Origin of the sequence: Lentilactobacillus sunkii DSM 19904 (assembly GCF_001435575.1) — a bacterium.
Taxonomy (GTDB): Bacteria; Bacillota; Bacilli; order Lactobacillales; family Lactobacillaceae; genus Lentilactobacillus; species Lentilactobacillus sunkii.
The window spans coordinates 1-23728 of record NZ_AZEA01000029.1; the positions used below are offsets into that span (position 1 = coordinate 1).

A 23728-nucleotide genomic window follows, 5' to 3' on the forward strand; every position below is an offset into this window, starting at 1 on the left:
GCGTTAACTGGGACTTTTGTCCCAGCCCCGTTTTTGACGTGTTACCACCTTTGTTCACCCAATGATTGGAATTCCACACTTCTCATTGAGTCTCAATAGCTCGTGTTCAAGCTTGGGATGGTAACGCATCCTTGCGAAATAATAGCCGTAAACCATTATTTTTGTTCAGGGCTCATATTCGTTGGCTTCTCATCAATCCTCTCTCAGCAATAAGGACTTTCTGTATGACTGCTTAACCAATTACTCTTCCCATCAACACATAATATTAAAATTAAATGATATATCAATTAGATAGAATTTTAGCATGACATTTCGAATTGTCAATCTTTTTTTACAAAATTATTATTAAATCCACATTTTTGCTGTAATGACGGAGTAGGAAAATTTCTTAATAATGATCTTGTTCGATCGCATTGCTTCATGATGCGTTTGGAAAGTGCCACTTCCAATATTCAATTATTAAAGTAATTAAATAGAATTTATCAACGTCAACTTTTACGTTATTTCTTCTCCTCAAAAAATCACAAGCGTTAAAAATGAAAACGTTTTAATTCCATGGTAATATACTGATATGGTTAAGCCATGAATAATTTATATGTAATGGTTATGTGGGGGAGGTCTTCATATATGGAAATAGCAACGAACAAAAAGCATCCCTTGAAACGACTTGTGATGTGGATGGCAACCATTGCCATCGCAGCGACTGCGGGAATCGCTGGTGTTTATCACACATCCAAGACGGCTCAAGCGGATGGTTATAACGTGGAGAACATGCAGTGGGGACTGCTGCCGGCTGGCGAGGGGAGTTATTTTCCTTCATATTCCAACATGTGGACAGCAGCCATCGACATGCGGGATTGGAACCCCGGCCGAAGTCAAGATGAGACACCAAAGCCATTTGGCGCAAGTCAGGCAACTTTGACTCATCCTTATGTGGTGGGAACCAACAGTCCAAAGACGGTTAGCGGCGATCCCGATGATTGGAATTCACGTTCTACAGCAGTTGTCGGCGATACGATCAAGCAATGGAATGGGGAAACATTTAAAGTGACCGGCTTTCGGCTGGGAGCATCTTTAGACATCATGGCTGATGCTGATCCGGACTTTAACAGCGAAAATCTTCGTGCCGAGGCAGTCCCATTCAAATTCAGCGTCCAAGAAGTCACACCAACCGGGCAGGCTGTTTCATCAACCAACTTAAAAGTTGCCCAAGTCGGTACCTATCAATACTCCACAATTTTAGGGTTCGATAAGCTTGCTAACAAGGATAACTTGGCAAAAGTGACCATCACACCAAATTTGGATAACGCACAGGGTCAAAGATTCACTGGCCAACAAGAACTTTATTTCTCACTGAATGGTGACAACACGCCGGTTCCATCAAAACATGAATGGTTATTTAGCTATGGAACAACTCATTATTCAGAAGGCTACTGGGATGCCAATTCCATGGAGTCCAACACTGCCCAAAATCCAATCAAGATCACTGTGCCTGATAAAGGCAAAATGTATCTTGATGCCATTGCGGCTGACGATGCTGATGTTTATGGTAAATGGTCATCGGATAACTCAAAATTATCATTTACTGCCGCTGAAAACAACATGGGTGAAGTGGTTTCTGGGCTGGATTCATTAACACCTGGAACGGTTATCAAATTCACCTCAACTTTGGATGATAAGAACACCAAAGATTTTTATTTTCAATTTGGTGACGCCACACACGATGCAAAAGAAGTACCGTTCAATACCTCTAACCAGTTTGTGTACCAAGCTGGTGGTTACTATGACAATACGATTAACTTTAATCCTGGGGTAAATTGGTTTGTTGAAGGCTTCGGACCAAGTAATCTGCAAAACAAAGATGACTGGCATGGCACCGTTGACAAGCCGATCCAAGTAACGCTGCCAAAGGACGCAGACAAATTTAATTATGGACTTGGGGTTTATGATTACGATGCCGGCAATGCCAGTCTGCCAATCACAGTTGATTCCAAGTATGGATTGACCATCGCTGCTAATTCAGCAGAGACTAATTACAAGATCAATGGCTTCCAGAACCTGAAGTCAGGGACCACTGTTCCATTCAAGTTGACCTATACCAACGGTGACTACAGCTGGATCTATGTTCAATTTACCAGTGTGCCGGTTCCAGGTGATGTCGAAGCTGCCGTGAACTATGTAGACGATGACGCCAATGGAAAATCAGTGAAGACTGACACTATTAAGGGCCAAGCCGGTGCAACCGGGAACTACTCAGTACAGGCACCGGCCAACTATGATTTGGCGAAGGGACAAGCAGCATCCGTTCCCTACACCCTGAAACCTGGCAGCGATACTTCCGATAATTTGACCGTTCATCTGGTTCACCAAAAAGAAGCCGTTACCGCGACGACTAAGACCACAATCAAATACGACGGTGCTGGGAATTTGACCCCGACATCCAAAGTGATCAACGTCAATTGGACTGGTTCGAAAGACAAGGTTACCGGGCAAGTTTCAAACTGGTCAACAACTAATCTGCCAATTACAGTAGATACCCCAACATTGAATGGCTATACCGCTGATCACAGTGGTGTGACAATTGGCCAGATTAGCGGCCAAACAGGAACACCGGCTGATCAGACCATCACGGTGAAATATGCCGCCAAATCAGTTACACCTAATAATAAAGGTGGCGGGGTGATTACCGTAACCCCGATTGTTACTAACAATAATGGCAGCAAAGGCACAACTTCCGGCAACACAACCGGCAATACTGTTTCAACTACGATCACCCAGAAGACTGAGAACAATTCCACCGGTCTTCCAAATTATGCCGTGGTGAAGGGAACTGCAGTTTACTCGACCAAGAAGATTTATATGTATAAACACGCAACGTTCAAGAAATCACAACGGATCGCAACTTATTCAAAGGTCAAACGGGTTAACCGTCACATGTTCGTTGTTATCGGTTATGCTCATTCAAACAGTGGGGCACTTCGTTATAAAGTCCGCGATGTGAACCATGGCAAGAAGACAGCCGGTAAAGTTGGTTACATTACCGCTAACCGGAAATATGTTGTGAATGTTTACTACAAGACGATGCCAAAGAACAATAAGATCACGGTAATTTCCAAGACCGGAGTTCATGCTTACAAGAACAAGAACCTGACTGGAAAAGCTAAGACTTATAAGAAAGGCAGTCATCTCAAGGTTAAGAAGATTGTTAAGCACAACTTGACCACTCGTTATCAGTTGAGTAACGGATATTATGTGACAGCTAACAAGAAATTGGTTATTCAAGGATCATTTTAACCTATAAGTTTCTACAGAAGAGTATTCCATAAATGTTTTGCGGTAAGCAGCATGCCAAACATTCTCATGGGTGCTTTTTTATTATTGTCAAATGGGGTTTCAATATTTTTATGCGGCATTATTTTTATAATAGTAGAATGAATAGTTATGTGCTAGAATTGTAATGAATAGGGTTACATAAGCACAAAATATAATGATGAGATATATGAAAAGGGGAATATTTCATGAATAATAAATCACTCAACATGTTTTCGCGCATGCTTAAAATGGTGGCTGTTGTTGCTGCCTTCGTTGTTGTAGGCATTTTGTCTGGTGGCGAGCAGCACGCTTCTGCCGCAACACCAAACATGCTGACAACGAAAATATGGATCACAGGAACTGACTCAAATGGAAGTGTTCAAACCATTGCACAGCAAAGAGTCAATCCTGACGGACAATTCAATCATGTTGGCAATTTGGATGCTGAGGTTCAACCAATTAACACTGATAAATACTCCAACTTTGTTGCCCATTATTCGGTAATTAATAATTCCGGAAATGCTTTAAGAGTGGAACCTATCTTGGGATTACCATGGGTACATAATTGGAACACGGGTGGAACATTAATCTATAATAGTTCACAGGATATCAAGTGGACAAACACGAACGGGACTTCAACATTAACACCGTCATACTCTTACAGCCCTAACATCAACACTTATACCGCAACCGATCAAAAGAGTGATAATCTGGCGTACATTGCGTACGGAGGACCAATTTATAACGGTCATCCAACCTACCAGACTCTTAATAATGGTGCAAGTTTGCAAATTGATATTCCATTAAAGGTTGCCGCAAATACTAACTGGTCTGCTAGCAATTTAGCGCATATAAGTGATTTGACGTATGTTGGGAATGATGGAGATACCAATCCAGATATTCACTTGCAACTTAGACCAGTCCATACAATGGATGTACAAGATTTTCCCTCTGCTAATTTAAACACATTAAATAGTACTGACAAATATAATGGTATTAATCATCTTTACAAATCCGATGGTACCGAAGAAACTGATCACACTAAAGCCACTGTTAAAATTGAACCAACCGCTGATTGGAACAAGTACAAGGTTACTTATACGTACGATGGTGTCAGCAAGACAGTCACTGCCACAATCAGCAGCAAAGCATTTATCGATACCAAAGACTTCACAGTTGCCTATGGCAGTAAGTGGGATTTACAAAAGTTTGGTGGAATTACAACATTAACTGATCCCAACGGTAATGCTATAAAGCCTTCTGATAGCAACGTCACCATTTCTTCTATCAAGGACTCCGCAGGGAATACTGTTACCAGTGTCGACACAAGTAAGGCTGGCAGTGTCTACACTGTCACGTACACTTATAACGGTGTTTCAAAGCCTGTTAAAGTGACGGTTGGCAAACCCGGTGTTAATCCTGTTCGACCTGTTAACCCAACCACGCCAGTAAATCCAACACCAGTCACACCAACCAACCCCAACTGGAATCCATCCAAGCCAGGTGACCTGAACGGAACCGGTTTGCCAAACTACGCTGCTGTTAAAGGCTCTGCAGTTTACTCGACAAAGGGCATTTACATGTACAAGAATGCCAACTTCAAGAAGTCACAACGGATGGCTTATTATCCAAAAGTTAAGCGAGTAAATCGCCACATGTTCGTGGTTCTTGGCTACGACCGATCAAACGGTGGGGCACTTCGTTACAAAGTCCGTGACGTTAACCACGGCAAGAAGACTGCCGGCAAAGTTGGCTACATTACCGCCAACCGAAAGTATGTCGTTAATGTTTACTACAAAGGCATGCCAAAGAGCAACAAGATCACGGTAATTTCCAAGAAGGGTGTTCATTCATACAAGAACAAGAACCTGACTGGCAGAACCGGGACCTACAAGAAGGGCACACATCTTCGTGTTAAGGATATCGTTAAGCACAATTTGACCACGCGTTATCAATTAACAAATGGTGATTATGTGACTGCCAACAAGAAATTAGTAATTCAAGGAACTTATTAATCAGTAACAGTAGAGCGCCTCAACATCATTGAGATGTCGGGGCGCTCTTTGTCTACTTCAATTTAGGAATATTCAAATGCGACTTCTTAAGATCCACTGTGTAATAAACATCCTGATTGCCGTGTACGGTATATTCCATATCGCTTGCATAAATCACAATACCCAGCTGATGGCCTTTCAATAGACGCCAAACAGTCGGTTGAAATGGAAAATCCAAGCGGTAGAAAGTCATCGCATTCAATTCATCAACTTTGTAACTGTTGTTGCGATTCTGCATATTCATATGTGCCTGGGTGATTCGTTTGAAGTCGGTTTCTGTTTTCTGCGGCAGGAATTCCTTGAGGTCGTCCTTTCGCCAATGGTATCCTTGAAGAATCCGCATCGAATCAATGGTTTGGGGAGATTCTGTTAGTCGGCGGGCCTTGCCGTAATCAACTAAGGCCACACTAATCATGCCGAACTCTTGGTTGGTGGCCACCCTTAGACTAATTGAAGGCCGACCGTCGATCACGAGATCTTCATTTAACCGCTTGGTCAAAAGGCGGATGCAGTGAGAATCCATTTGTGAGCCATCGCGCGAATAAAGGTCGTGGTGCCACTTCTTTAGATCGTTACTGTAAACTTTGTAATCATCTTCGGGTAGCTGGTCGGGAAAAATAGTGTTCTCATTCAAATTGATTAAATCATTTAATGGATAAATGGTGGACTCAGACTCACTGCCGCCCCAATCCGGGTAAGCTGTCCAAGTTTCTGGTTGGGCATTGTCCTGGACGATGACATCAGCGAGATGTTCGTTTACTTGATTGTTGATGTTAAACAGCTTATTAGTCAGCCATAAATTGACGATGTCAGTATAGTCAAACGAACGGAAGTTATTCAAATACTCATGCTGTCCTTGATGGAGAATCAACTTTTGAGTGATCGGTCTGGTCTTTAACCTGTTGCGGGAATTCCAAACCTGGGATGTTTTCACATTCCAGTCATTCAATCCGTGCACCAGAAGCATATCCGCCTTGGTATGATTGACTTTTTCGGTTCGCCTAGCATCCCAAAATGAGTTGAAGCTACCACTGTCATGATCCTGATCAATTTTCATCTGCCTCAAATGTGCCAGCCACTGGTCTTTGATTTGGGCGTAATCGGCGGCCGATTGTTGGCGGCTGAAGGTATATTCCGCCAGCGCATCCGCATCATCACCATCTGGCGCAACCACCAAGCCGTTCTCGCGATAATAATCGTAGTAATTTGATAATCCAGCTTCAACGATTGATGTTTTAAGGCCGTCAACACCGGTGAACGCCGCAGCGGTGGAAAGGGTTCCCAAGTAGGAACGGCCGGTCATGCCAACTGACCCGCTGGACCACCAAGCCTTGATGGCAATTTGATCAGTCCGATTGGTAAACGCGGTCCGATCGCCATGCAGCCACTCGATGATGGCTGTTGCACTCAACGTTTCCGCGCGAGTTCCGGTTGTCCGTAAGCCATCAGAATCTCGGGTGCCGATGCCGCCTGAATAGACGACCGCAAATCCCCTTGCCAAAAAGTAGTCATTAAGAGAGTATGACCACAGCTTGGTAAAGGTTTCACCGGCTTGGTTTGTCTTGCCTTTGATAGTTCGTGGGGCAGGTAAATCAACTTTTTGATAATGAAACTCGACATCGGCATAAGTGAGATTATTCGGCTGTTTGTGTTTCAGTGGTCGACTATTATCGTGAGCATATTTTTCAGCCCACTTAACGTTCATTCCCTCTGAATAAGGATCGGCGGTAAAGATAACCGGTGCTTTGAAGCCGGCATTGGTCTCAGCCGGACGGATAATGTTTGCTTTCAACAAGTCCCGTCTGCCGTCATGATCGGTATCAAGAGAAGACTCAACGTAGACGGTTTCCCGCACAAGCCGACTGGTGTCAAAGACCGCCTGAGCTTTACCGTTAAAGAAGAGTGGCTTCTTGAATGTCGGATTTTTTAGAAATTGTTGGTAATAACCTTTGCCTGCCAGGTAATCAATTAACAACTGGCCGTATTTATTCCGGGTATTCAATAAACGGTACCAGGCATCAATGACCTGATCACGATTCAATTGTTCCGGGGCATCCATAATTGGCAGGCCAATCTGTTTCATTGCCTTTAATGGATCATTGACCGAGAAGTCCAAATCGTTTAAAAATCCAAGCAGCTGAAGGCCAACGTTATAGAAGGCTGATTTGTCCACTGAACCGGGTTTGTTGGTATATGTATTGGCATTTTCGGTCGGTGTTGCCAGTAAGCCGCTTATTTTTTCCAGTCGGGTGCTCAGGTTGGCATGCATTGAGTATAGACGCACCAAGAGATCCCGGAGCAACTGCCGTGGATATTGAATATGTAAGTTATCTTCATCCAAAAATCGCGTGTCTTTTAATTCTTGGAGAATTGTTTGATGATCGGTTGGAATATACGCAAATTGATTAATTTTCATCGAGAGGCCTCCTCTATTTAAAGTTAATGTCATTATACAATCATTTGAAATTCCTGTGGACAGTGCTTCGCGATATACTGGAAGTAATTAAAAAAACGTGGTGATAAAATGTTTCCGTATTTAGGATTAAAGGCCAGTACCAACCAAAAGCAAATCGACGAACGATTACAGTACCGTCCCCAAGTGTTTGAATTCTTCACAACCAGTGATGACGTGACACCGCAGGGATTGGATCATCTAAAGCAAATGATTGGATATGTTCAAAAGTCTGGCGTTGAACGCGTTGTCATGCATCATCCGATGAAATTCAATGGTCAGCACAACGAAGTTTCGGTCAATCCAGATACCGATCCGGAGCAATATCAATTCATGATGAATAGCTCCAAAGCTTTAATCAAGGTGGCCCAACAAAGCGGTACCCAGCTTCTGATTCATGGCGGATACAATCAGCCGGTGTCTGAGATTCTGGGCAAATTTGGTTCGATTTCAGCTGGTCGAAAAATTGTTCTGGAACGACTCGATTATTTTAAATCACTAGGTGGATCCAACGTGATGTTTGAGAACTCGATCTCTCCCTTATTTGATTTTGGGGATCGGCTGGTTGAATCTGAGGTGTTGAAACATCATTACCGTCTATGTTACGATACCAGTCATGGATTTATCGTGTTGCATGGTGATAATCAAAAGCTTCAAAAGAGCATGGCACATTTGCGTGATCAGATTGTCCATTATCACTTTGTCGATTCAATGGGTCAATTCCACGACAGTCTGACATTGGGTCAGGGTGCCATTGATTGGCAGCCACTAAAGCCCATGGTGAACCGCAAAGCCACCAATATTTTTGAAATCAATCTCAAAGATCAATTTGACTGTCGGGAAATGCTGGAAAGTTATGAATACCTTAAAAAAGTTTGGAATTTATAAAAGCCAATTGTTCAAAATTTACATCGCCTCGAAATGAGTTAGTATAGAGGTAGAACGTATTTGGGGGGGGATGCATCGAATGAAGAGATTTATCGTATTTATTGTCGCAATCACAGCCGTTTGTTTGGCCGCTTTCTCACTTCGAGATTCCATGGCCGGCCAAAGAGCAACTGCTACCCCGAACACTGATAATACCGTTGCCAGCTGGAAACAGCCGTCTGAATCCAAGGCTTACCCAAAGTGGTCATCCTTGAGCAAACCATGGATCTACGTCAGCATCAAGCAGCAGAAAGTCTACATTCACGGTAATGGGAAAGTCCAATACGTCATGTATTGCTCGACGGGTTCTCAATCCAGTCCAACGCCGAAAGGAACATTCCATATTCAACATCAACGCGGGTTGTCATTTTACAATGCCAGTTCACGTGAGGGCGCTCATTATTGGGTATCCTGGTTGGGTCATGGCACCTACTTATTCCACAGTGTGCCAACCAATAAAGACGGTCAGTACGTTGCCTCTGAGGCTGACAAGTTGGGGACACCGGCATCACACGGATGTGTCCGCTTGTCGATTGCCGATGCCAAATGGATGTATAAAACCGTTCCATATGGCACAAAAGTTGTGATTCACTAATTTAAAATTTCAACATGATTCTCCTTTGGTTTACAGAATGTAAACCGTAAGTGGGGAATTTTTTTATACCTAAATTTGGTATACTGAAACTAATCAATTCCATCGAAAGAAGGGATCCCATGACACTTCACACAATTTTGACGCCCAAATGGATTACCTGGGGCAAATTAATAGCAGCGGAAAATCCTCGACTGGAAGGTTTCGTGCCAAGTGAGGGCGGCACCAATCCGCGAATTTTACTGTTGGGAGAAGCCCCTGGTGATAAAGAGGTTAAGATCGGCCGGCCGTTCATGGGACCATCCGGCAAAGAACTTGACCGCTGGCTGGAATCCTTGGGGTTGACCCGCGAAGACATTTACATCACCGGGGTCGTCAATTCACGGCCATTTTCAATCGGCAAAACGGGACGTAAGAGTGATCGCAGACCTAATCAAACCGAGGTCAAAAGATCAGCACCGATGTTTGACTGGGAACTGGCTCATTTTCCAAATGTGCTGCTGGTTCCAATGGGTAATGCCAGCCTGCAGCGACTACTTGGGAATAAAGCCAAGATTGGTGACTTGCATGGCCAGTTGATGGAGCGACCGATTCAAAAGTATAACCAAAGCACCAATTCATTTGAGCTGACCGAAGAAAAGCACCGGATATTTCCGCTCTATCATCCTTCATACTCCAAACGTTTTAAGAATATGAAGGCCGTCGTAGATGTGGATTCTCAAAAGCTCAAAGAATTATTAAATGAATGATTCATTGGAGGCAAATAATGACTGACATTGAGTTTAGCAACGGAAAAATGATTGTGATTCCCCAAGGATTGGACAAGTTGTGGGGCTTCAGGGGACATCTGGAATTCCCAATTGACCACATTACTCAAATGACGATTGAGTCAAAGCAACAGCTTAAAGATGATAGCAAGTGGGATCGTATTAAGATTAGGGCCCTTGGCCTGGGCCTGCCAAATAAGAAAGTTGGGACATTTAAAGGCAATCGGACAACCTCGTATTTGAATATATCCGGCCCTGACAATATCTTATTTGTTGAGCTGCATAGCGAAAAATACGATTTCTTGTTTTTAACGGTGCCAGATCCAAATGCCATCAAGAAGACATTTCTTCAAATCAAATAACGCCAGTCGTTAGCCGCCAATGATTGTCCAAAAGGTGTTAACCTAAAGCCAAATTAGTTATTTGGGAGGTAGACATCAATGGCACAACCTTTAAATGGCGTAGACCTGTATCATTCACTGTTCGGAACTGAAATTCATGATCCCCGTGTTTTATTTGAAATGCTGACGGTCAACGTTTTCCAACCGGGGTTGAATTGGCGGGTCGCTGCCAGCAAGATTCCGGTGTTTGACAAAGTGTTCAAGCATTTTGACGTGAAGCAAATTGCTCAATTTGATGAGATGGATCTTGAAGCGTTGGAAGAGAATCCGGAAATGATTCGAAATCCCCGGAAGATCCGGGCAGTCGTTCAGAATGCTCAAGCAACCTTGAAGCTCCAACCGGAATTTAAAGATTTGGCCGACTATTTGTGGTCATTCAAACCCAAGGATGATGTTGTGAAGGGAACCCTCCAACAGGATTCCCACGGACTTGGCACCACACTTGCCAAGGATATGAAGAAACGCGGATTCACCTTTGTCGGGCCCACGACCATGGAGTTGTTGTTGATTGGCAGTGGCATTTTGAAACATGAATATGAATAATTGTGTAAAGTAAAGAGGATGAACTCACTTAACAGAAGTGAATTCATCCTCTATTTTTAATTACAAATTACAAGTAACTAATAACTAATAACTAATTGCTCGTTGACCAAGTTTTGAATAAATTTCTTCAAACTTGGCATAGGGTAACGATGTCTGTTCGCCGGTCCAGCAGTCATTATAAAATATTTGTGAGTCGTCACTGCCGGTCATCAACAGCGCGTGGGTGTTGAAACCGTCAAAGTCGCCAACCCAGGTGACAATTGGGTGCCGACTCTGGTCAACATACGTCATCAGATCAGCCAGTTGTTTGCCGGTTAAGTCGGTACTGCTGCCGGCATATTTTTTCACCAATTTCATTAATGCCGGCGGATAAATACTGTCGCCATCGTCGGTAAACGGATCACCAACGAACCCTTTGTTACAATCGGACTTGTCGTAGGGCATTTCGTGGGCAAGGGAAACTTTGTCAACATTGGCACCGGCGTATTTCAGCATCATTGTGACTGCGGTGATCTCACAGCCGGTAGGGAGCTCGGGTCGCTGTTCAATTAACGGAACATTTAGTTGAATGGCCATGGATGCCCTCCTTCACTAGTCATCGATTAGAATATTTCGACGATCCAGGTTTTATCCTTGTCATCTTCGTTCAATAATTCCGGATGTTCGATCAAGTCTGAGTTGACTTTGGCAACTTTGCCGCTGACGGGTGAGTGGATTTCTGTAACGGCCTTGGCACCTTCGAATGACAGAATCGGATCGCCTTCACCGACTTCGGTCATTTTGTTGGGGAATTCAGCGAAAGTCACTTGGCCGATTTCATTGCGGGCCAAATCGTTTAAGCCAACCCGGGTATGCCCCTCTGAAGTTTTGTCTGTCCATAAGTATTTTGAATCGTCTGCTTTGTCTGCCATGATAATCTTCCTTTCTTTATTTCAAATCGTACTTTTCTTTTAACATTAAATCTGCCATGTCATCGGGTGAAACGTTCCCGATATTGTCAGCGAGGTGGCTGGTTCGAAACGCTTCGGTCAAGCTGGCCTTGGCAAATGGGACGTTGGTAATATTCTTCTCAATTGCCGACAAATCGCCGTTTGGATTGTTGAAATCACCATAAATCTTGGCGTGAGAAATCACATCGTTTTTGACTGAGAAGCTGACCTCAACTGTGCCGACACCGTCAAAGTGGCGACCACGGAAGTAATCATCATCGGGCTTTGTGCCCATGACGAAATCGTCACCGGTATAGGCTTCGTCAGCGATTTTAAGAACATCTTTCCAGTCGTCGTTAGTCATGGTGTAGGTTGGCACATCCCGGATATCCGTGACTCTGAAGACAGTCAGTAGAATCCGCTTTTCCAGTTCTTCAAACGTCAGATTCTTGTATTTTGGATCGAAGAACTGCCGGATGTTGGTGACTCGGCTGTGGACTGATTTGATTCCTTTGGATTGGAGTTTTGCTTTTGGTGGGGTAAGGGCTTTGGCAGCGGCTGCCAAGTCGACGTCGACCATCAAAGTGCCGCCACACAAAAAGCGGTTGCCAATTTTTAGTGCCGACATCCCCGATACCTTTTTCCCATCAACGGTCAGGTCATTTCTGCCGGTCATTTTAGCATCGACTCCCAACTTCTTGAGAGTTGAAATCACTGGTTGGGCATACCGTTTAAAATCGCCATAGTTGGAGCCGTCATCGTTATCGACAAAGACGTACGTCAGGTTGCCGGGATCAACGAAAACAGCGCCACCACCGGCAAACCGTCTGGACAGTTGAATCTTTTGATCACGGATGAAATTCAGATTAACTTCGGAATAAACATCCTGATTCAATCCAATCACAACAGAGGCCTGTGGTGGACGGGAAAAGTAAAAGATTGGTTCAGTGAATTTGGGACTGGTGATAAAGAATTTGGAGAGACTGTCAGTGATAATCGGCCGGTTCAAATAATCTTTACCACTTGAAATATCAACATATCGGATAAGTATCAGCTCCTTTTAAAAGTAAGCGTTTACAAATATCGACAAATACAATGCAATTAGATTTGTCGTTTGTCTAATTGCATTGTAACCCATAATTTTGTTGGGTGGTTGGAATTTACATTTCAGACGGGTGCCTAATATATTCAGCGACGCTTTGGCCGGAAGACTGAGTATGGTTCACTTTTACATAGCCGAAACGTGCTTCCCAAGCCAGCTTCCTCCGCTTAATCCGATAACCGGCTTTAATGCAGAACCAGCATCAAAACCGGTTATCAAATTAATGCTCAGAAGCTAACCGGCTTGGTGCGCACTCTACCTCATATCCAACACTTGCTTACTAGTTGGCTTTGGAAATTGAACATCCAACTGGGCTAGTTCATTTTCAGTTAAGGTAATATCTGCAGCCTTTACGTTGTCGAGGACATGCTTTGGATCGCCCGATTGCGGGATTGCCAATGTGTTGCCGTCTCGGATTGCCCACGCCAGAATAATCTGCCATGGGGTTGCGGAATGGTTGTCGGCAATTTGGTTGACCACTGCATCTTGCGTTAAGCGGCCACGGGCATCACCTGCAGCAACTGGTGTGTAGGCGATCAACGGAATATTTCGTTTTCGCATCCATGGAAGTAGGCTGTACTCAATCCCACGACTGCCTAGGTTATAAAGATCCTCATTGGCAGCGACCTGGTCTGCACCAGGCAGTTCCATTAATTCTTCCATATCGGCAATATCAAAGTTGGAAACACCCCAACGCTTGATCTTACCTTTTTGCTGCATCTGCTGGAGGGTCTCAATGGTTTCACTCAAAGGAACCGCACCACGCCAATGATACAGGTACAAATCAAAGTAATCGGTTCCGACTAATTTTAAGCTGGTATCCAGGCTGTGTTCCATTCTGGATGCCGAAGCGTTTGATGGTAAAACCTTGTCAATGATGAACAAATCATCACGCTTCATATCTTTGATGGCTTCACCAACCAGACTTTCACTCCGGCCGTTTCCATACATTTCAGCGGTGTCCAATACTCTGGCACCTGCGTGGATTCCGTCTTGAAGCGCTTGGATTTCTTCGGCTCTGGTTGAGGCGCTATCGCCCATATGCCAGGTCCCTAATCCAATCGCAGGAACGGTGGAATCTCCAATCGTCAATTCTCTCATAGATCAAGCCTCCTAAAAATCTGTTGGTTAATAGTATACCGCTTTATACCGGCTGCCGTCATCGAATTTGTAACCAATTAAATATTTCTTTCCCTTTATTTTCAGGGAGATATCGAATTTCAATCAGCTCATTTCGGTTGCCATGCCGCACGTTGACCCGAATATGGGCAAGCTTTGAATGAGTCATCCAGATTGATTGAACAAATAAAAACGATTGGACGTTTTTATGAGGAATCACGTACTGGGAACGGGTGAAGTAGTGACCGTTTTGAAGGATTAACTGATCGTTCATAATTTTCCAGCCAGTATTTCCGGCAGAATACCATCCCATCAGAATGGCAATGAGTAAAGCAGGCAGACTCAATAGGCCCCAAATATGAAAGAAATACAGGCAGGGCAGGATGATGATTAAGCTGAACAATGACGCGTTGCGCATGAAATACCAATAAGTTCTTTTTGGTAGACCACTGAGCTGGGAAAATTTCTTTGGTGCCCAGCTGACAAAGGGTGCCAGAGTACTGAAAACCTGGTCATTTTTAACAACCGGCAGAATCATTAAATCATTGCTTTTCTCATCATCGCCGGCAGATGAAGCAGCCAAAGCCTGCACGGTGGCAATGTGACACCACTGCCGGATCACATTTTGCTTAATTCTCAGTGCCTGAATTCTGGCAGTCGGAATGGTAACCGAATTACGTTGAAACAGGCCCTGTTCTGTTTTAAGCTGATCTTTTTGGGCTTTCAACCGGAATTTGTAAAATTTTTGGATGATGTTCAGGTATGAGCCGGCAATACTCAAAATAACAATGAGAACCCCAACCACCCCAAGAATAATGGCAGATTGATGAACGATTTCATTAGTAACTGAATCAATGACTTTTTGGGGGATTGCTTCTTGAACCTTGCCGTATATCGCGAACAGGGCACCGATAATGGGGAAGACACCCAAAGAAGTCAGTGCGAAAATATTCAGTTCATGGGGATTGATTTCATAATCGGCCTGATCTTCAGGGGTTGATAATTGTTCTGTTGGGGTTTCCGGCGAATTTGGCTGGATTGGTGCGCCACCCGTCCGTTTTTGTTCAATCGCTTCACGGACCCGTTCATTTACCAGCGGCAAAACGGCTTCTGGGGCACTTTCATCGTGACCGGCAGTTTCGATCTGAAGCTTTTCCAAATGGAATGGCACAAGGAAGAACCATTGATTATGCTGGACTGTTTGAATTCGGGAGTAAGGGATGTGGGTGTGCTTTTTAACAAAGACGCCGGTATTGATCGTCAGCATTTCATCACTGATTTCAAAGGTGAAGCATAAGTAACGAACCGTGTGCCACAAAATAATCAATAAGATTAACAGGCTAAAACCAAATAACGGTGGGATGCCAATCGAAGTTGACCACCTCGTGATCGGTCCCGATCCAATAATAATTAAGAAAATTGTGTCCCATGAGTGACGGAAGATGAAGTAGATAATCGATAACGGGTTTAAGTGCTGTCGCTTGTCAGACGTCATTAGTGCCCACCTCCACCGCCAGTTTCATGATTTGTTTGCGAAGCTGTTCGCCAACTTCAGGGTTAAGACCATCGATCTTGTGAGAAGTTGAAGCAGTTGTGATCCGAACTTCCTGGAGCTTTTGGGATTGTAAAATTGGCCCGGCAGAAAGGGTGACGTCTTGAACACGGGCAATTGGAATTGAAACCAATTTGCGGAAGATAAATCCGGAGCGCAGTTCCACGGCATCATCGGTGAGCGTATACAGCCAAAAAGAATAGCGATAGGGAACCAGGCCCATTTCAACAATAAAGTCGATCACCGCGATGGCAAAGAATATCCAGGCGCCATACAAGAGCCACGGCTGGCCGAAAAAATGGTGAGCGACTAGGACGGCAATCCCAACGGCTGCCCAAATCAGAGTATTGATCATGGCAGAAATCCGCCACACGGTTTTGATTTGTTTCGGTAAATGGTTTGATTCGTTCAAGTGAAACGCCTCCTCTAATGAAATGATTGTATGTATAGTTTTCCTAAGTTTACAAAATAATGACAATAATTACCAACGCTTAACCTGCAGATTAAGTATTCAATTGGGTAGACATTCCCTCATTTATAGCGTTATACTTGTTTTTATGGTTTTAACGAAAAAGAAAGGGGGCTATCAAATGTCCAAAAAAGTTAGAAACGCGATTATTGTCCTGATATTTGGCAACTTTTTGGTTTGTATTGGGATGAGTCTTGTCTTCCCGGTTATGCCGTTTATTAAGAATGAATTGCACTTATCAGCTACTGATATGGGAATTATGAATTCGTTGTTTGCAATTGCCCAGTTAGTTGCTTCACCAATTGTCGGTCAGATTTCAGATCGAATCGGTCGAAAGCCGATCCTGGTTGGTGGATTGTTACTATATATGTTCTCTGAGATGCTGTTTGCCGCAACCAACTGGCTGTGGATGTTTGATATCTCCCGGACCATTGGTGGCTTGTCTGCAGCAATGGTGGTCCCAACGACCAATGCACTGGCGGCCGATTTGACGACACCCAGGCAACGGGCTCGAGTTATCGGATTGCTCTCAGCTGCATTTAGCGGTGGCTTGATTCTTGGCCCCGGTATCGGTGGAATCCTTGCCAAGTTTGATTATAAAACACCATTCTGGTTTGCTGCTGTGCTTGGATTCCTGAGCATGGTATCGCTTTGGGTGATGCTGCCAAACGAACAAGAGATCGAAAAAATTGCCGCCAACCATTCCATTCCATCACAGAGTCGGCCACCAAAACGGGCTTCGTGGGGACAGGCGAAGAAATTATTTACCGGTCCGATGGGCCTTTTGTTCCTGCTGATTTTGATTTCATCATTTGGATTGGTGGGCTTTGAAAGTATTTATAGTCTATATGTCAATGAAGTGTTTGGCTTTACCATGGGTAATATTGCCTTGGTATTGACCTTAAACGGGTTAACGTCACTGACTTTCCAAGCCTTGCTATTTGATCGTCTGGTCGTCTGGTTAACCGAGAAACGCCTGATTCGATACTGTTTTCTGCTGTCGTTTCTGGGGACCGGGTGGATCATTATGGCCCACTCCAAGTTGGAAGTTATCATTGCCACTTTGATTGTCTTTACCGCCTATGATCTGATTCGGCCGGCAATCACAACGATGCTGACCAAAGCCAGCGCAACCAAGCAGGGCCTTATCAATGGCGTCAACATGTCACTGACCAGTGTCGGCAACATCGCTGGACCGATTGTTTCGGGTGCCTTGTTGGATGCGAGCTATCATTTGCCATATTTGGTTGTGATTGTCTTCCTGTTCGTATCATGGATTATGACATACTGGATTCGCGATCATTTCTCAGTTGATTTGACAGAAACCGCTTAAGTTTATTTTCAGTTTATTTGAAAGCTTCCTACTGCGATGTGCAGCAAAGGAAGCTTTTTTTGTGAAAAAAGCAATCTTTTGTCTATCTACCTGTGAAAGAATCAGGTACAATGAAAACGGATACAATAATCCAATAAATGATTTTCACAATGGAGGTAACAAATATGGCAAAGCAAGTTGCATTAGTTACTGGAGCAGGTCAGGGAATTGGTGAAGCAATCGCCACCCGACTTCACAACGATGGATTCAGAGTTGCTGTTGTTGATTTGAATATTGATAACGCAGACAAGGTTGCCAAGAAGCTGTCACCAGACGGCTCCGAAGCAATTGGAATCAAAGCCGATGTTTCAGACCGTGATTCGGTTATTGCTGCTGTCAACAAAGCTGTCGATGAATTCGGCGACTTCAATGTAATCGTAAATAACGCTGGTTTGGGGCCAACAACGCCAATTGATACAATTACCCCGGATCAATTCAAACTAGTCTATGGCGTTAACGTAGGTGGTGTTCTGTGGGGCATTCAAGCTGCTCACCAGGCATTCAAGAAATTAGGTCATGGCGGTAAAATTATCAACGCAACATCACAAGCCGGAGTCGTTGGTAATCCTAACCTGGCACTGTATTCAGGAACTAAATTTGCAGTTCGTGGGATTACCCAGGTAGCTGCCCGTGATTTGGCAGAAGAGGGAATCACCGCAAATGCTTATGCACCAGGAATCGTTAAGACACCAATGATGTTCGATATTGCCCATCAAGTAGGTAAGAACGCGGGCAAGGATGACGAGTGGGGTATGCAGACATTCGCCAAAGATATCGCCCTCAAGCGGTTGTCGGAACCGGAAGATGTAGCAGCTGCAGTATCATTCTTAGCAGGAAAAGATTCAAACTACGTCACCGGTCAGACTTTGATCGTGGATGGAGGTATGCAATTTCAATAAAAGTGTGCGACGAGACCCGGTTAGGGCCCGTGGTACAAGATGAAACCAGCAATGATGAACGTCTTTTGTTCATCGTTGCTGGTTTTATTTTGTACTTTAGGGCCCTGGGTCGTCGGAGCATAGCTCAGAAGCCGGAGGGAGCAGAAAGTAAGATAAGTGCAAGCAACACTGTAGCCATCTCCTCACGAAATCATGCGAGATGAACTTGTTCATCGTTGCCTGCTTCTCTTTGTACAGCAACTCATATCCAGTCAAAACGTGAAACAATCGGCTGACCCCAGTAATTTAAGGCAATCACGCAATCATTCCACGACCGGGAATAATCGCATGATTGCCTTAAATTCAGGGGTCAAACCGCCACTTGTCTCACTCTGTCCTCTAATGCACCACAATCTCGAACCCACTAATCACCGAAAAATTCAGATCCCAGGATTCATAATACAAATTTGTAAACGTCAAGTAGGTATCATGGATACCGGTAATATAGCCCACCCAATCTAAATCATTAACTGGGGTATCTTCATCTGCTTCTAAGATGACGCGGACCAACTTGTTGTGCGACATCCGAAATTCGGCCATTCGTTTAATATTAGCGATGTTTGCTTCATAAGTATCCATGGAAATCACCCCGATTGATTTAAAGAATTTACCATTGAGTCCATTATAGAACATATGTTCGCGTATGCGAAGGAAAAAATGAAATTGTCGTAAAATCATTTCTCAACAACAAGACTTCCTTGTCAATCCCCCCAACCAATATGTTATGCTTGAAATGTACCAACACTAAAGATTGGAGATGTTCTTTCTTGGATGGATTACACTCAACTATTAAATTAAATAATGGCATTGAGATGCCTCGTTTGGGTCTCGGTGTTTGGAAAACAAATAATCGTGACTCTCGTGATTCAGTGATTGCCGCTATCAAACACGGTTATCGGGCAATTGATACCGCTCGTCAGTATGGCAATGAACGTGGAACCGGCGCCGGAATTCGTGAAGGTTTGCAGCAGGCCGGCTTAAAGCGTGATGATTTGTTTGTGACGACAAAGCTTTATAATGGTGAACAGGGTGATTACGACAAAGTCTCAAAAGTATTGGATAATCAGTTGTCTGATTTGGGTCTTGATTACGTTGACCTCTACCTGATTCACTGGCCAGTCGATGCAACCTATATCGAAAGCTATCATGCATTGGAACGTTTGTACAAAGAGGGCAAGGTTCGTGCGATCGGAGTTTCCAATTTTGATAATGACCGCATGTCCAAACTACTGGAAGAATCTGAAGTGATTCCGGCAATCAACCAAATGGAATTCAACCCATCACAACAGGAAAAAGACATTCTAACCTTCGATGAGAGTCATGGAATTCAACTCGAAGCCTGGTCACCACTTGGCGGTGGAAAATCGTTAAGCAATCCGGTTATTAACGAACTTGCTAAGAAGTATGGCCGTTCTGCCGCGCAAATTATTCTTCGTTGGGAATGGCAGCGTGACATTATTACCGTTGTTAAGTCAACTCATGAGAAACGAATCGTTGAGAATAGCGATATCTTTGATTTTAAGATCAGTGATGAGGATATTCAACGGATTAATGAACTTGACGAAAATAGTCGTGGCTTGTGGTATGACGACTTCAAATGGCATAATCCAAACGGTCAATATGGTAACTCAATTGACCAATGGGATGATACGAACGAACAATTATAAATTCAATGAAATCAGGAGTTCTCGCTCCTGATTTTTTATATACAAATAATGACTGCACGGTTATTGACTATTCAGTCATTGATGATATACTCGGGGTGGATAAAAGAATCAACGTTATTTTCTAGGAATTTGTGGGGTGAACAAAATGGAAAATAGAATGATACTGGATGTTCAACATTTGAAGAAAAACTTCGGTAAAGTGCATGCCTTAACGGATGTTAACTTACAGCTTCATAGTGGTGAAGTACTGGGCTTTATTGGGCCTAACGGGGCAGGAAAATCAACCACAATTCGGGCCATTTTAGGTTTGATTAAAGAGACCAGTGGTTCCGTAACAGTATTTGGGGAAGATGCATGGAAAGATTCCGTCAAGATTCATAAGAACCTGGCTTATGTGCCCGGTGATGTTTATCTTTGGCCTAATTTAACTGGCGGCCAGACGATTGACATGCTGCTGCGAATGTCGGGCCAAAAGCACACTGAAAAGACCGACGACCTGATTAAAGAATTCAAGTTGGATACAAGTAAAAAGAACCGAACCTATTCAAAGGGAAATCGGCAGAAGGTTGCTTTAATTGCCGCTTGCTCAACTGATGTTGATCTGTACATTTTTGATGAACCCACATCAGGCTTGGATCCGCTGAATGAACTGATATTCCAGCAACGGGTTGCTGAACTCAAGGAACAGGGCAAAAGCGTTCTACTTTCAAGCCACATTCTTTCCGAAGTCGAAAAGATGTGCGATACAATTTCGATTATTCGTGAAGGAAAAGTCATCGAAACCGGCTCACTTGAATCCATGCAGCATCTCACTCGAAACGTGGTTGCTGTAAAGACTGCTTCACCAGTTGACGGCTTGGACAAGACGGAAGGTGTTCACCAGCTCACCTTCAAGAACGATCAGCACACAATTGCTGAATTTACGGTTGATTCCGATAAGATCGGTGCGGTCATGGAGATATTAACCAAATGCACCATTTTACAGTTAAAGACCACACCACCAACATTGGAAGACCTGTTCTTGCGTTACTACCATTCTGATAATGGTCAAAAAGTAGGTGAGTAAGATGGAACAATACACACAAACTTTGACGTTGTTAAAAGCTAATTTAAAGCGTGATTGGATTAAGATTACGGCTTGGCTGATTGTTCTGGTTGGTGTATTTGTCGCTGTTGCTGCCAAATTTGACGGTATTTATGGCACAACCAAACAAATTGGTGCCATCAGTTCAACCTTGCGTTCCAAAGCTATGGTGGCTTTGATTGGAAGTGTCCCTGACGGTCATTTAACCACGGCCATCATATTTACATCTGAAATGGCGGTCTTTTGGGGGCTGTTCATTATCATCTTCAACTACTCGTTGGCCGTTGGTTCAAGTCGGGGTCAGGAAGAATCCGGTCTAACGGAAATGGTGTTGGGCGGTCATCCGGTTGGCCGATTGGCACCACTGATGGCTGCAGCGTTGGAATTGTTGATTGCAAACGGATTATTTGCCTTGATTACCGGTGCCGGCACAATGATTGCCAATCTCCCGGGCAGTGACATCAATGGAACCTGGCTGTCAGCTGTTGCAATTGCGGCAGTCGGCTGGGCATTTGGAATGATTGCCCTGGTCTTTTCGCAACTGGTTGCTGATAGTCATAATGTTTCCATGTATAACTACGCGTTTTTGGGAATTGTCTATCTGATCAGAATGATGACCGATGTTTCAAACCCGGACTACACTTGGATTTCACCATTGGGATGGTTGGAAAAGACAGAAATTTATACCAATAATAATTGGTGGCCGGTTGTGATGCTGGCTGCACTTGGTGTGGTTGCATTCTTTGGCGCAGTTGCATTGAATGCCAATCGGGATATTGATGCCGGAATTATTCACGTCAATCCCGGAAGCAGGCGGAGCCGTTTTCTCCGTGGACCTGCGACACTCCTTGTTTGGAATCAAAAATCACTGACAATCTTTTGGGTCGTTGGGATGGCCGTTCTGGGAGCCAGCTACGGGTCGGTGTTTGACAGTATTGGCAAGATTTTCAATACGTCCCCGACAATCCAGAAAGTCTTGGGACAAACCGCCGTTCGTCACATCGAACAAAGTCAGGTACTTTCGTTCATTGGTCTGCTGGGCATTATCTTCAGCCTTCTGGCGGTTATTGCTGGTGTGATGATTGTTAACCGACTGGTAACCGAAGAACGACGCGGGTATCTGCAGATGGTTATGACTAAGCCTCAGGGCCGGACGTACATTCTGGCGGTTTATGTCGTATTTGGATTGATTCTCGCCGCTGGCTTACTGTTCGTTGCCCTGGTCAGTGCAATGGGCGCCGGCAATGTTGTTATGAAGCACCCAATTGCATTTAAATACTTCTGGCAGACATTTGTTTCCAATCTACCCGCTATTGCCGTATTCATGGCATTAATGGTCGGTTTGGTCGGTATTTATCCACGACTGAGATCATTAGTTTGGGCCTATCTTGGGATTTCATTTTTGATTTCCTACTTTGGCAATTTGATGGATCTGTCGAAATCAGTTTTAAAAATTTCACCATATTATTGGACCAAGAAAGTTCCGATTGAATCCATTAACACCACACCATTAATTTGGATGCTGGTAATTGCAGCAGTGTTGATCGTGATTGGATTTGTCGGTTACAAGAACCGCGATTTGGAAAGCTGAGGAGGGTTAATATGGCTAAAAGAATGCCACGTGACCCGGAAAAAGAACGCTCAATTCTGGATGCTGCCGTTAAACAATTTGGCACTGACGGTTTTAACGCCAGTACGGATAAAATTGCCGAGCTGGCCGGCGTATCAAAAGGGTCGGTTTTTAGATATTTCGAGAATAAGAAAAAGTTGTATGTTGCCGCCGTTAATAAAGCGATGGCCACGTTACTTGATGTTGTTGACCTCAGTGTCTGGACAGATTCAGACGACTTGGTGACGATGATCATCCGGGCAACCAGATATAAGACTGAGTTGTCTCATCAATACCCGAGTGAATTTGCCTTGTTGACGAGGGTTTATGCACAGGATAATCTGATTCCGCAGAAAGTTCGTCAGCAGGTATTTAAGATTTTTACCGATTGGCAGACCGAGGTTGAAGACACAGTTGTTACGCGGATGATCGATAAAATGCCGATTCGAAAAGATTTGAACAGAGACCATGTTAAGAAATATATGACAATGGTGCTCGGAACCATCTCCGCTGAAGTGCAGCAACGGCTTGAAGAACACCCGGAGATGAAAAAGATTGAAGATATGGGTGGACTGATTGCCGATGTGAAAGAATATTTGGAGATGGCCGAGTTTGGGATTGTGGCATCGGATTAGTGATGATTATGTATGAAAAAATACCAGTAGAATCCGCTTTGGACTTTGGCTGGTATTTTTGTGTGAAACTTTGTGCTTTTGGGTTTGTGGTTGGTTTGTGTATGCTCCACTGTTATTTTGCTGAAACGTGTTCCCCGGGGCAATAACCCAAGTGCACGCTCCACTGCTATTTGGCTGAAACAGACTAAGCTTATGATGAATTAA

At 44.0% G+C, this 23728-nt stretch carries 21 protein-coding genes and 2 pseudogenes; 14 read left to right on the forward strand and 9 right to left on the reverse strand.

Annotation, left to right across the window (positions count from 1 at the left end; genetic code table 11):
- Positions 1-1602 precede the first annotated feature (1602 nt).
- From FD17_RS13585 to FD17_RS13120, 3 genes and pseudogenes are all read left to right on the forward strand, one after another.
- Positions 1603-2355 (forward strand): annotated as a pseudogene (locus FD17_RS13585) (mucin-binding protein); the annotation flags it as partial.
- A 435-nt stretch (positions 2356-2790) separates the two neighbouring features.
- Positions 2791-3294, forward strand: a pseudogene (locus tag FD17_RS13590) (DUF5776 domain-containing protein); the annotation flags it as partial.
- Between the two features lie 224 nt (positions 3295-3518).
- Positions 3519-5327 carry a DUF5776 domain-containing protein gene (locus FD17_RS13120; RefSeq protein ID WP_235803218.1) on the forward strand — a complete coding sequence of 603 codons (1809 nt, stop codon included), beginning with the start codon at positions 3519-3521 and terminating at the stop codon, positions 5325-5327.
- A gap of 52 nt (positions 5328-5379) precedes the next feature.
- On the opposite strand, the gene FD17_RS11610 is transcribed toward FD17_RS13120, so the two are convergent.
- Positions 5380-7782 (reverse strand): Xaa-Pro dipeptidyl-peptidase, encoded by a 2403-nt coding sequence (locus FD17_RS11610; protein ID WP_057826341.1) that lies wholly within the window; start codon positions 7780-7782, stop codon positions 5380-5382.
- 108 nt (positions 7783-7890) lie between these two features.
- On the opposite strand from FD17_RS11610, the gene FD17_RS11615 reads away from it, so the two are divergent.
- The 5 genes from FD17_RS11615 to FD17_RS11635 all read left to right on the forward strand — a co-directional run bounded on the left by FD17_RS11615 (position 7891) and on the right by FD17_RS11635 (position 11048).
- Positions 7891-8706 (forward strand): sugar phosphate isomerase/epimerase family protein, encoded by an 816-nt coding sequence (locus tag FD17_RS11615; RefSeq protein WP_057826342.1) that lies wholly within the window; start codon positions 7891-7893, stop codon positions 8704-8706.
- A gap of 151 nt (positions 8707-8857) precedes the next feature.
- Complete coding sequence (locus FD17_RS11620) at positions 8858-9340, forward strand: L,D-transpeptidase (RefSeq protein WP_420864825.1); 483 nt, start codon at positions 8858-8860, stop codon at positions 9338-9340.
- Positions 9341-9459: 119 nt separating this feature from the next.
- On the forward strand, positions 9460-10086 hold the full coding sequence (locus tag FD17_RS11625; RefSeq protein ID WP_057826344.1) for a uracil-DNA glycosylase: 627 nt from the start codon (positions 9460-9462) through the stop codon (positions 10084-10086).
- Positions 10087-10103: 17 nt separating this feature from the next.
- Positions 10104-10466, forward strand: a complete 363-nt coding sequence (locus FD17_RS11630) for a hypothetical protein (RefSeq protein ID WP_057826345.1) — start codon at positions 10104-10106, stop codon at positions 10464-10466.
- Between the two features lie 78 nt (positions 10467-10544).
- Positions 10545-11048 carry a DNA-3-methyladenine glycosylase I gene (locus FD17_RS11635; RefSeq protein ID WP_057826346.1) on the forward strand — a complete coding sequence of 168 codons (504 nt, stop codon included), beginning with the start codon at positions 10545-10547 and terminating at the stop codon, positions 11046-11048.
- Between the two features lie 84 nt (positions 11049-11132).
- Here FD17_RS11635 and FD17_RS11640 read toward each other — a convergent pair whose 3' ends face one another.
- The 6 genes from FD17_RS11640 to FD17_RS11665 all read right to left on the reverse strand — a co-directional run bounded on the left by FD17_RS11640 (position 11133) and on the right by FD17_RS11665 (position 16162).
- Entirely contained in the window at positions 11133-11624 is a 492-nt protein-coding gene (locus tag FD17_RS11640) for a C39 family peptidase (protein WP_082617217.1), read from the reverse strand.
- Positions 11625-11650: 26 nt separating this feature from the next.
- Complete coding sequence (locus tag FD17_RS11645) at positions 11651-11959, reverse strand: glycine cleavage system H family protein (protein WP_057826347.1); 309 nt, start codon at positions 11957-11959, stop codon at positions 11651-11653.
- 16 nt (positions 11960-11975) lie between these two features.
- On the reverse strand, positions 11976-12986 hold the full coding sequence (locus FD17_RS11650; protein WP_235803219.1) for a lipoate--protein ligase: 1011 nt from the start codon (positions 12984-12986) through the stop codon (positions 11976-11978).
- Between the two features lie 348 nt (positions 12987-13334).
- A complete protein-coding gene (locus FD17_RS11655) occupies positions 13335-14180 on the reverse strand; it encodes an aldo/keto reductase (protein WP_057826349.1) in 846 nt (281 codons plus the stop codon).
- A gap of 58 nt (positions 14181-14238) precedes the next feature.
- A complete protein-coding gene (locus FD17_RS11660; RefSeq protein WP_057826350.1) occupies positions 14239-15693 on the reverse strand; it encodes a PH domain-containing protein in 1455 nt (484 codons plus the stop codon).
- Entirely contained in the window at positions 15683-16162 is a 480-nt protein-coding gene (locus FD17_RS11665; RefSeq protein WP_057826351.1) for a PH domain-containing protein, read from the reverse strand. Before FD17_RS11665 ends, FD17_RS11660 begins: the two co-directional genes overlap by 11 nt.
- A 178-nt stretch (positions 16163-16340) precedes the next feature.
- On the opposite strand from FD17_RS11665, the gene FD17_RS11670 reads away from it, so the two are divergent.
- Together FD17_RS11670 and FD17_RS11675 are read left to right on the forward strand one after the other, a co-directional pair.
- Positions 16341-17552: an MFS transporter gene (locus FD17_RS11670; protein ID WP_057826352.1), complete on the forward strand. Its 1212-nt coding sequence runs from the start codon at positions 16341-16343 to the stop codon at positions 17550-17552.
- 164 nt (positions 17553-17716) lie between these two features.
- Positions 17717-18490 (forward strand): (S)-acetoin forming diacetyl reductase, encoded by a 774-nt coding sequence (locus FD17_RS11675; RefSeq protein ID WP_057826353.1) that lies wholly within the window; start codon positions 17717-17719, stop codon positions 18488-18490.
- Positions 18491-18868: 378 nt separating this feature from the next.
- Here the strand turns inward: FD17_RS11675 and FD17_RS11685 are convergent, their stop codons facing one another.
- Positions 18869-19108 carry a hypothetical protein gene (locus tag FD17_RS11685; protein ID WP_057826355.1) on the reverse strand — a complete coding sequence of 80 codons (240 nt, stop codon included), beginning with the start codon at positions 19106-19108 and terminating at the stop codon, positions 18869-18871.
- Between the two features lie 233 nt (positions 19109-19341).
- On the opposite strand from FD17_RS11685, the gene FD17_RS11690 reads away from it, so the two are divergent.
- The 4 genes from FD17_RS11690 to FD17_RS11705 all read left to right on the forward strand — a co-directional run bounded on the left by FD17_RS11690 (position 19342) and on the right by FD17_RS11705 (position 23524).
- Positions 19342-20196, forward strand: a complete 855-nt coding sequence (locus tag FD17_RS11690; protein ID WP_057826361.1) for an aldo/keto reductase — start codon at positions 19342-19344, stop codon at positions 20194-20196.
- A gap of 145 nt (positions 20197-20341) precedes the next feature.
- Positions 20342-21262 carry an ABC transporter ATP-binding protein gene (locus FD17_RS11695; RefSeq protein ID WP_057826356.1) on the forward strand — a complete coding sequence of 307 codons (921 nt, stop codon included), beginning with the start codon at positions 20342-20344 and terminating at the stop codon, positions 21260-21262.
- Between the two features lies 1 nt (position 21263).
- Positions 21264-22871: an ABC transporter permease gene (locus FD17_RS11700; protein ID WP_057826357.1), complete on the forward strand. Its 1608-nt coding sequence runs from the start codon at positions 21264-21266 to the stop codon at positions 22869-22871.
- 11 nt (positions 22872-22882) lie between these two features.
- Positions 22883-23524, forward strand: coding sequence for a TetR/AcrR family transcriptional regulator (locus FD17_RS11705; RefSeq protein WP_057826358.1), 642 nt, complete (start codon positions 22883-22885; stop codon positions 23522-23524).
- A 6-nt stretch (positions 23525-23530) separates the two neighbouring features.
- On the opposite strand, the gene FD17_RS13480 is transcribed toward FD17_RS11705, so the two are convergent.
- Positions 23531-23728 (reverse strand): hypothetical protein (locus tag FD17_RS13480; protein WP_235803220.1); only part of this gene is annotated, 198 nt, incomplete at its 5' end.

Coding starts and splice junctions, on each gene's coding strand:
- FD17_RS13120 (WP_235803218.1), top strand. CDS start 3,519: ATGAATAATAAATCACTCAACATGTTTTCGCGCATGCTTAAAATGGTG.
- FD17_RS11610 (WP_057826341.1), bottom strand. CDS start 7,782: ATGAAAATTAATCAATTTGCGTATATTCCAACCGATCATCAAACAATT.
- FD17_RS11615 (WP_057826342.1), top strand. CDS start 7,891: ATGTTTCCGTATTTAGGATTAAAGGCCAGTACCAACCAAAAGCAAATC.
- FD17_RS11620 (WP_420864825.1), top strand. CDS start 8,858: ATGGCCGGCCAAAGAGCAACTGCTACCCCGAACACTGATAATACCGTT.
- FD17_RS11625 (WP_057826344.1), top strand. CDS start 9,460: ATGACACTTCACACAATTTTGACGCCCAAATGGATTACCTGGGGCAAA.
- FD17_RS11630 (WP_057826345.1), top strand. CDS start 10,104: ATGACTGACATTGAGTTTAGCAACGGAAAAATGATTGTGATTCCCCAA.
- FD17_RS11635 (WP_057826346.1), top strand. CDS start 10,545: ATGGCACAACCTTTAAATGGCGTAGACCTGTATCATTCACTGTTCGGA.
- FD17_RS11640 (WP_082617217.1), bottom strand. CDS start 11,624: ATGGCCATTCAACTAAATGTTCCGTTAATTGAACAGCGACCCGAGCTC.
- FD17_RS11645 (WP_057826347.1), bottom strand. CDS start 11,959: ATGGCAGACAAAGCAGACGATTCAAAATACTTATGGACAGACAAAACT.
- FD17_RS11655 (WP_057826349.1), bottom strand. CDS start 14,180: ATGAGAGAATTGACGATTGGAGATTCCACCGTTCCTGCGATTGGATTA.
- FD17_RS11660 (WP_057826350.1), bottom strand. CDS start 15,693: ATGACGTCTGACAAGCGACAGCACTTAAACCCGTTATCGATTATCTAC.
- FD17_RS11670 (WP_057826352.1), top strand. CDS start 16,341: ATGTCCAAAAAAGTTAGAAACGCGATTATTGTCCTGATATTTGGCAAC.
- FD17_RS11675 (WP_057826353.1), top strand. CDS start 17,717: ATGGCAAAGCAAGTTGCATTAGTTACTGGAGCAGGTCAGGGAATTGGT.
- FD17_RS11685 (WP_057826355.1), bottom strand. CDS start 19,108: ATGGATACTTATGAAGCAAACATCGCTAATATTAAACGAATGGCCGAA.
- FD17_RS11690 (WP_057826361.1), top strand. CDS start 19,342: ATGCCTCGTTTGGGTCTCGGTGTTTGGAAAACAAATAATCGTGACTCT.
- FD17_RS11695 (WP_057826356.1), top strand. CDS start 20,342: ATGGAAAATAGAATGATACTGGATGTTCAACATTTGAAGAAAAACTTC.
- FD17_RS11700 (WP_057826357.1), top strand. CDS start 21,264: ATGGAACAATACACACAAACTTTGACGTTGTTAAAAGCTAATTTAAAG.
- FD17_RS11705 (WP_057826358.1), top strand. CDS start 22,883: ATGGCTAAAAGAATGCCACGTGACCCGGAAAAAGAACGCTCAATTCTG.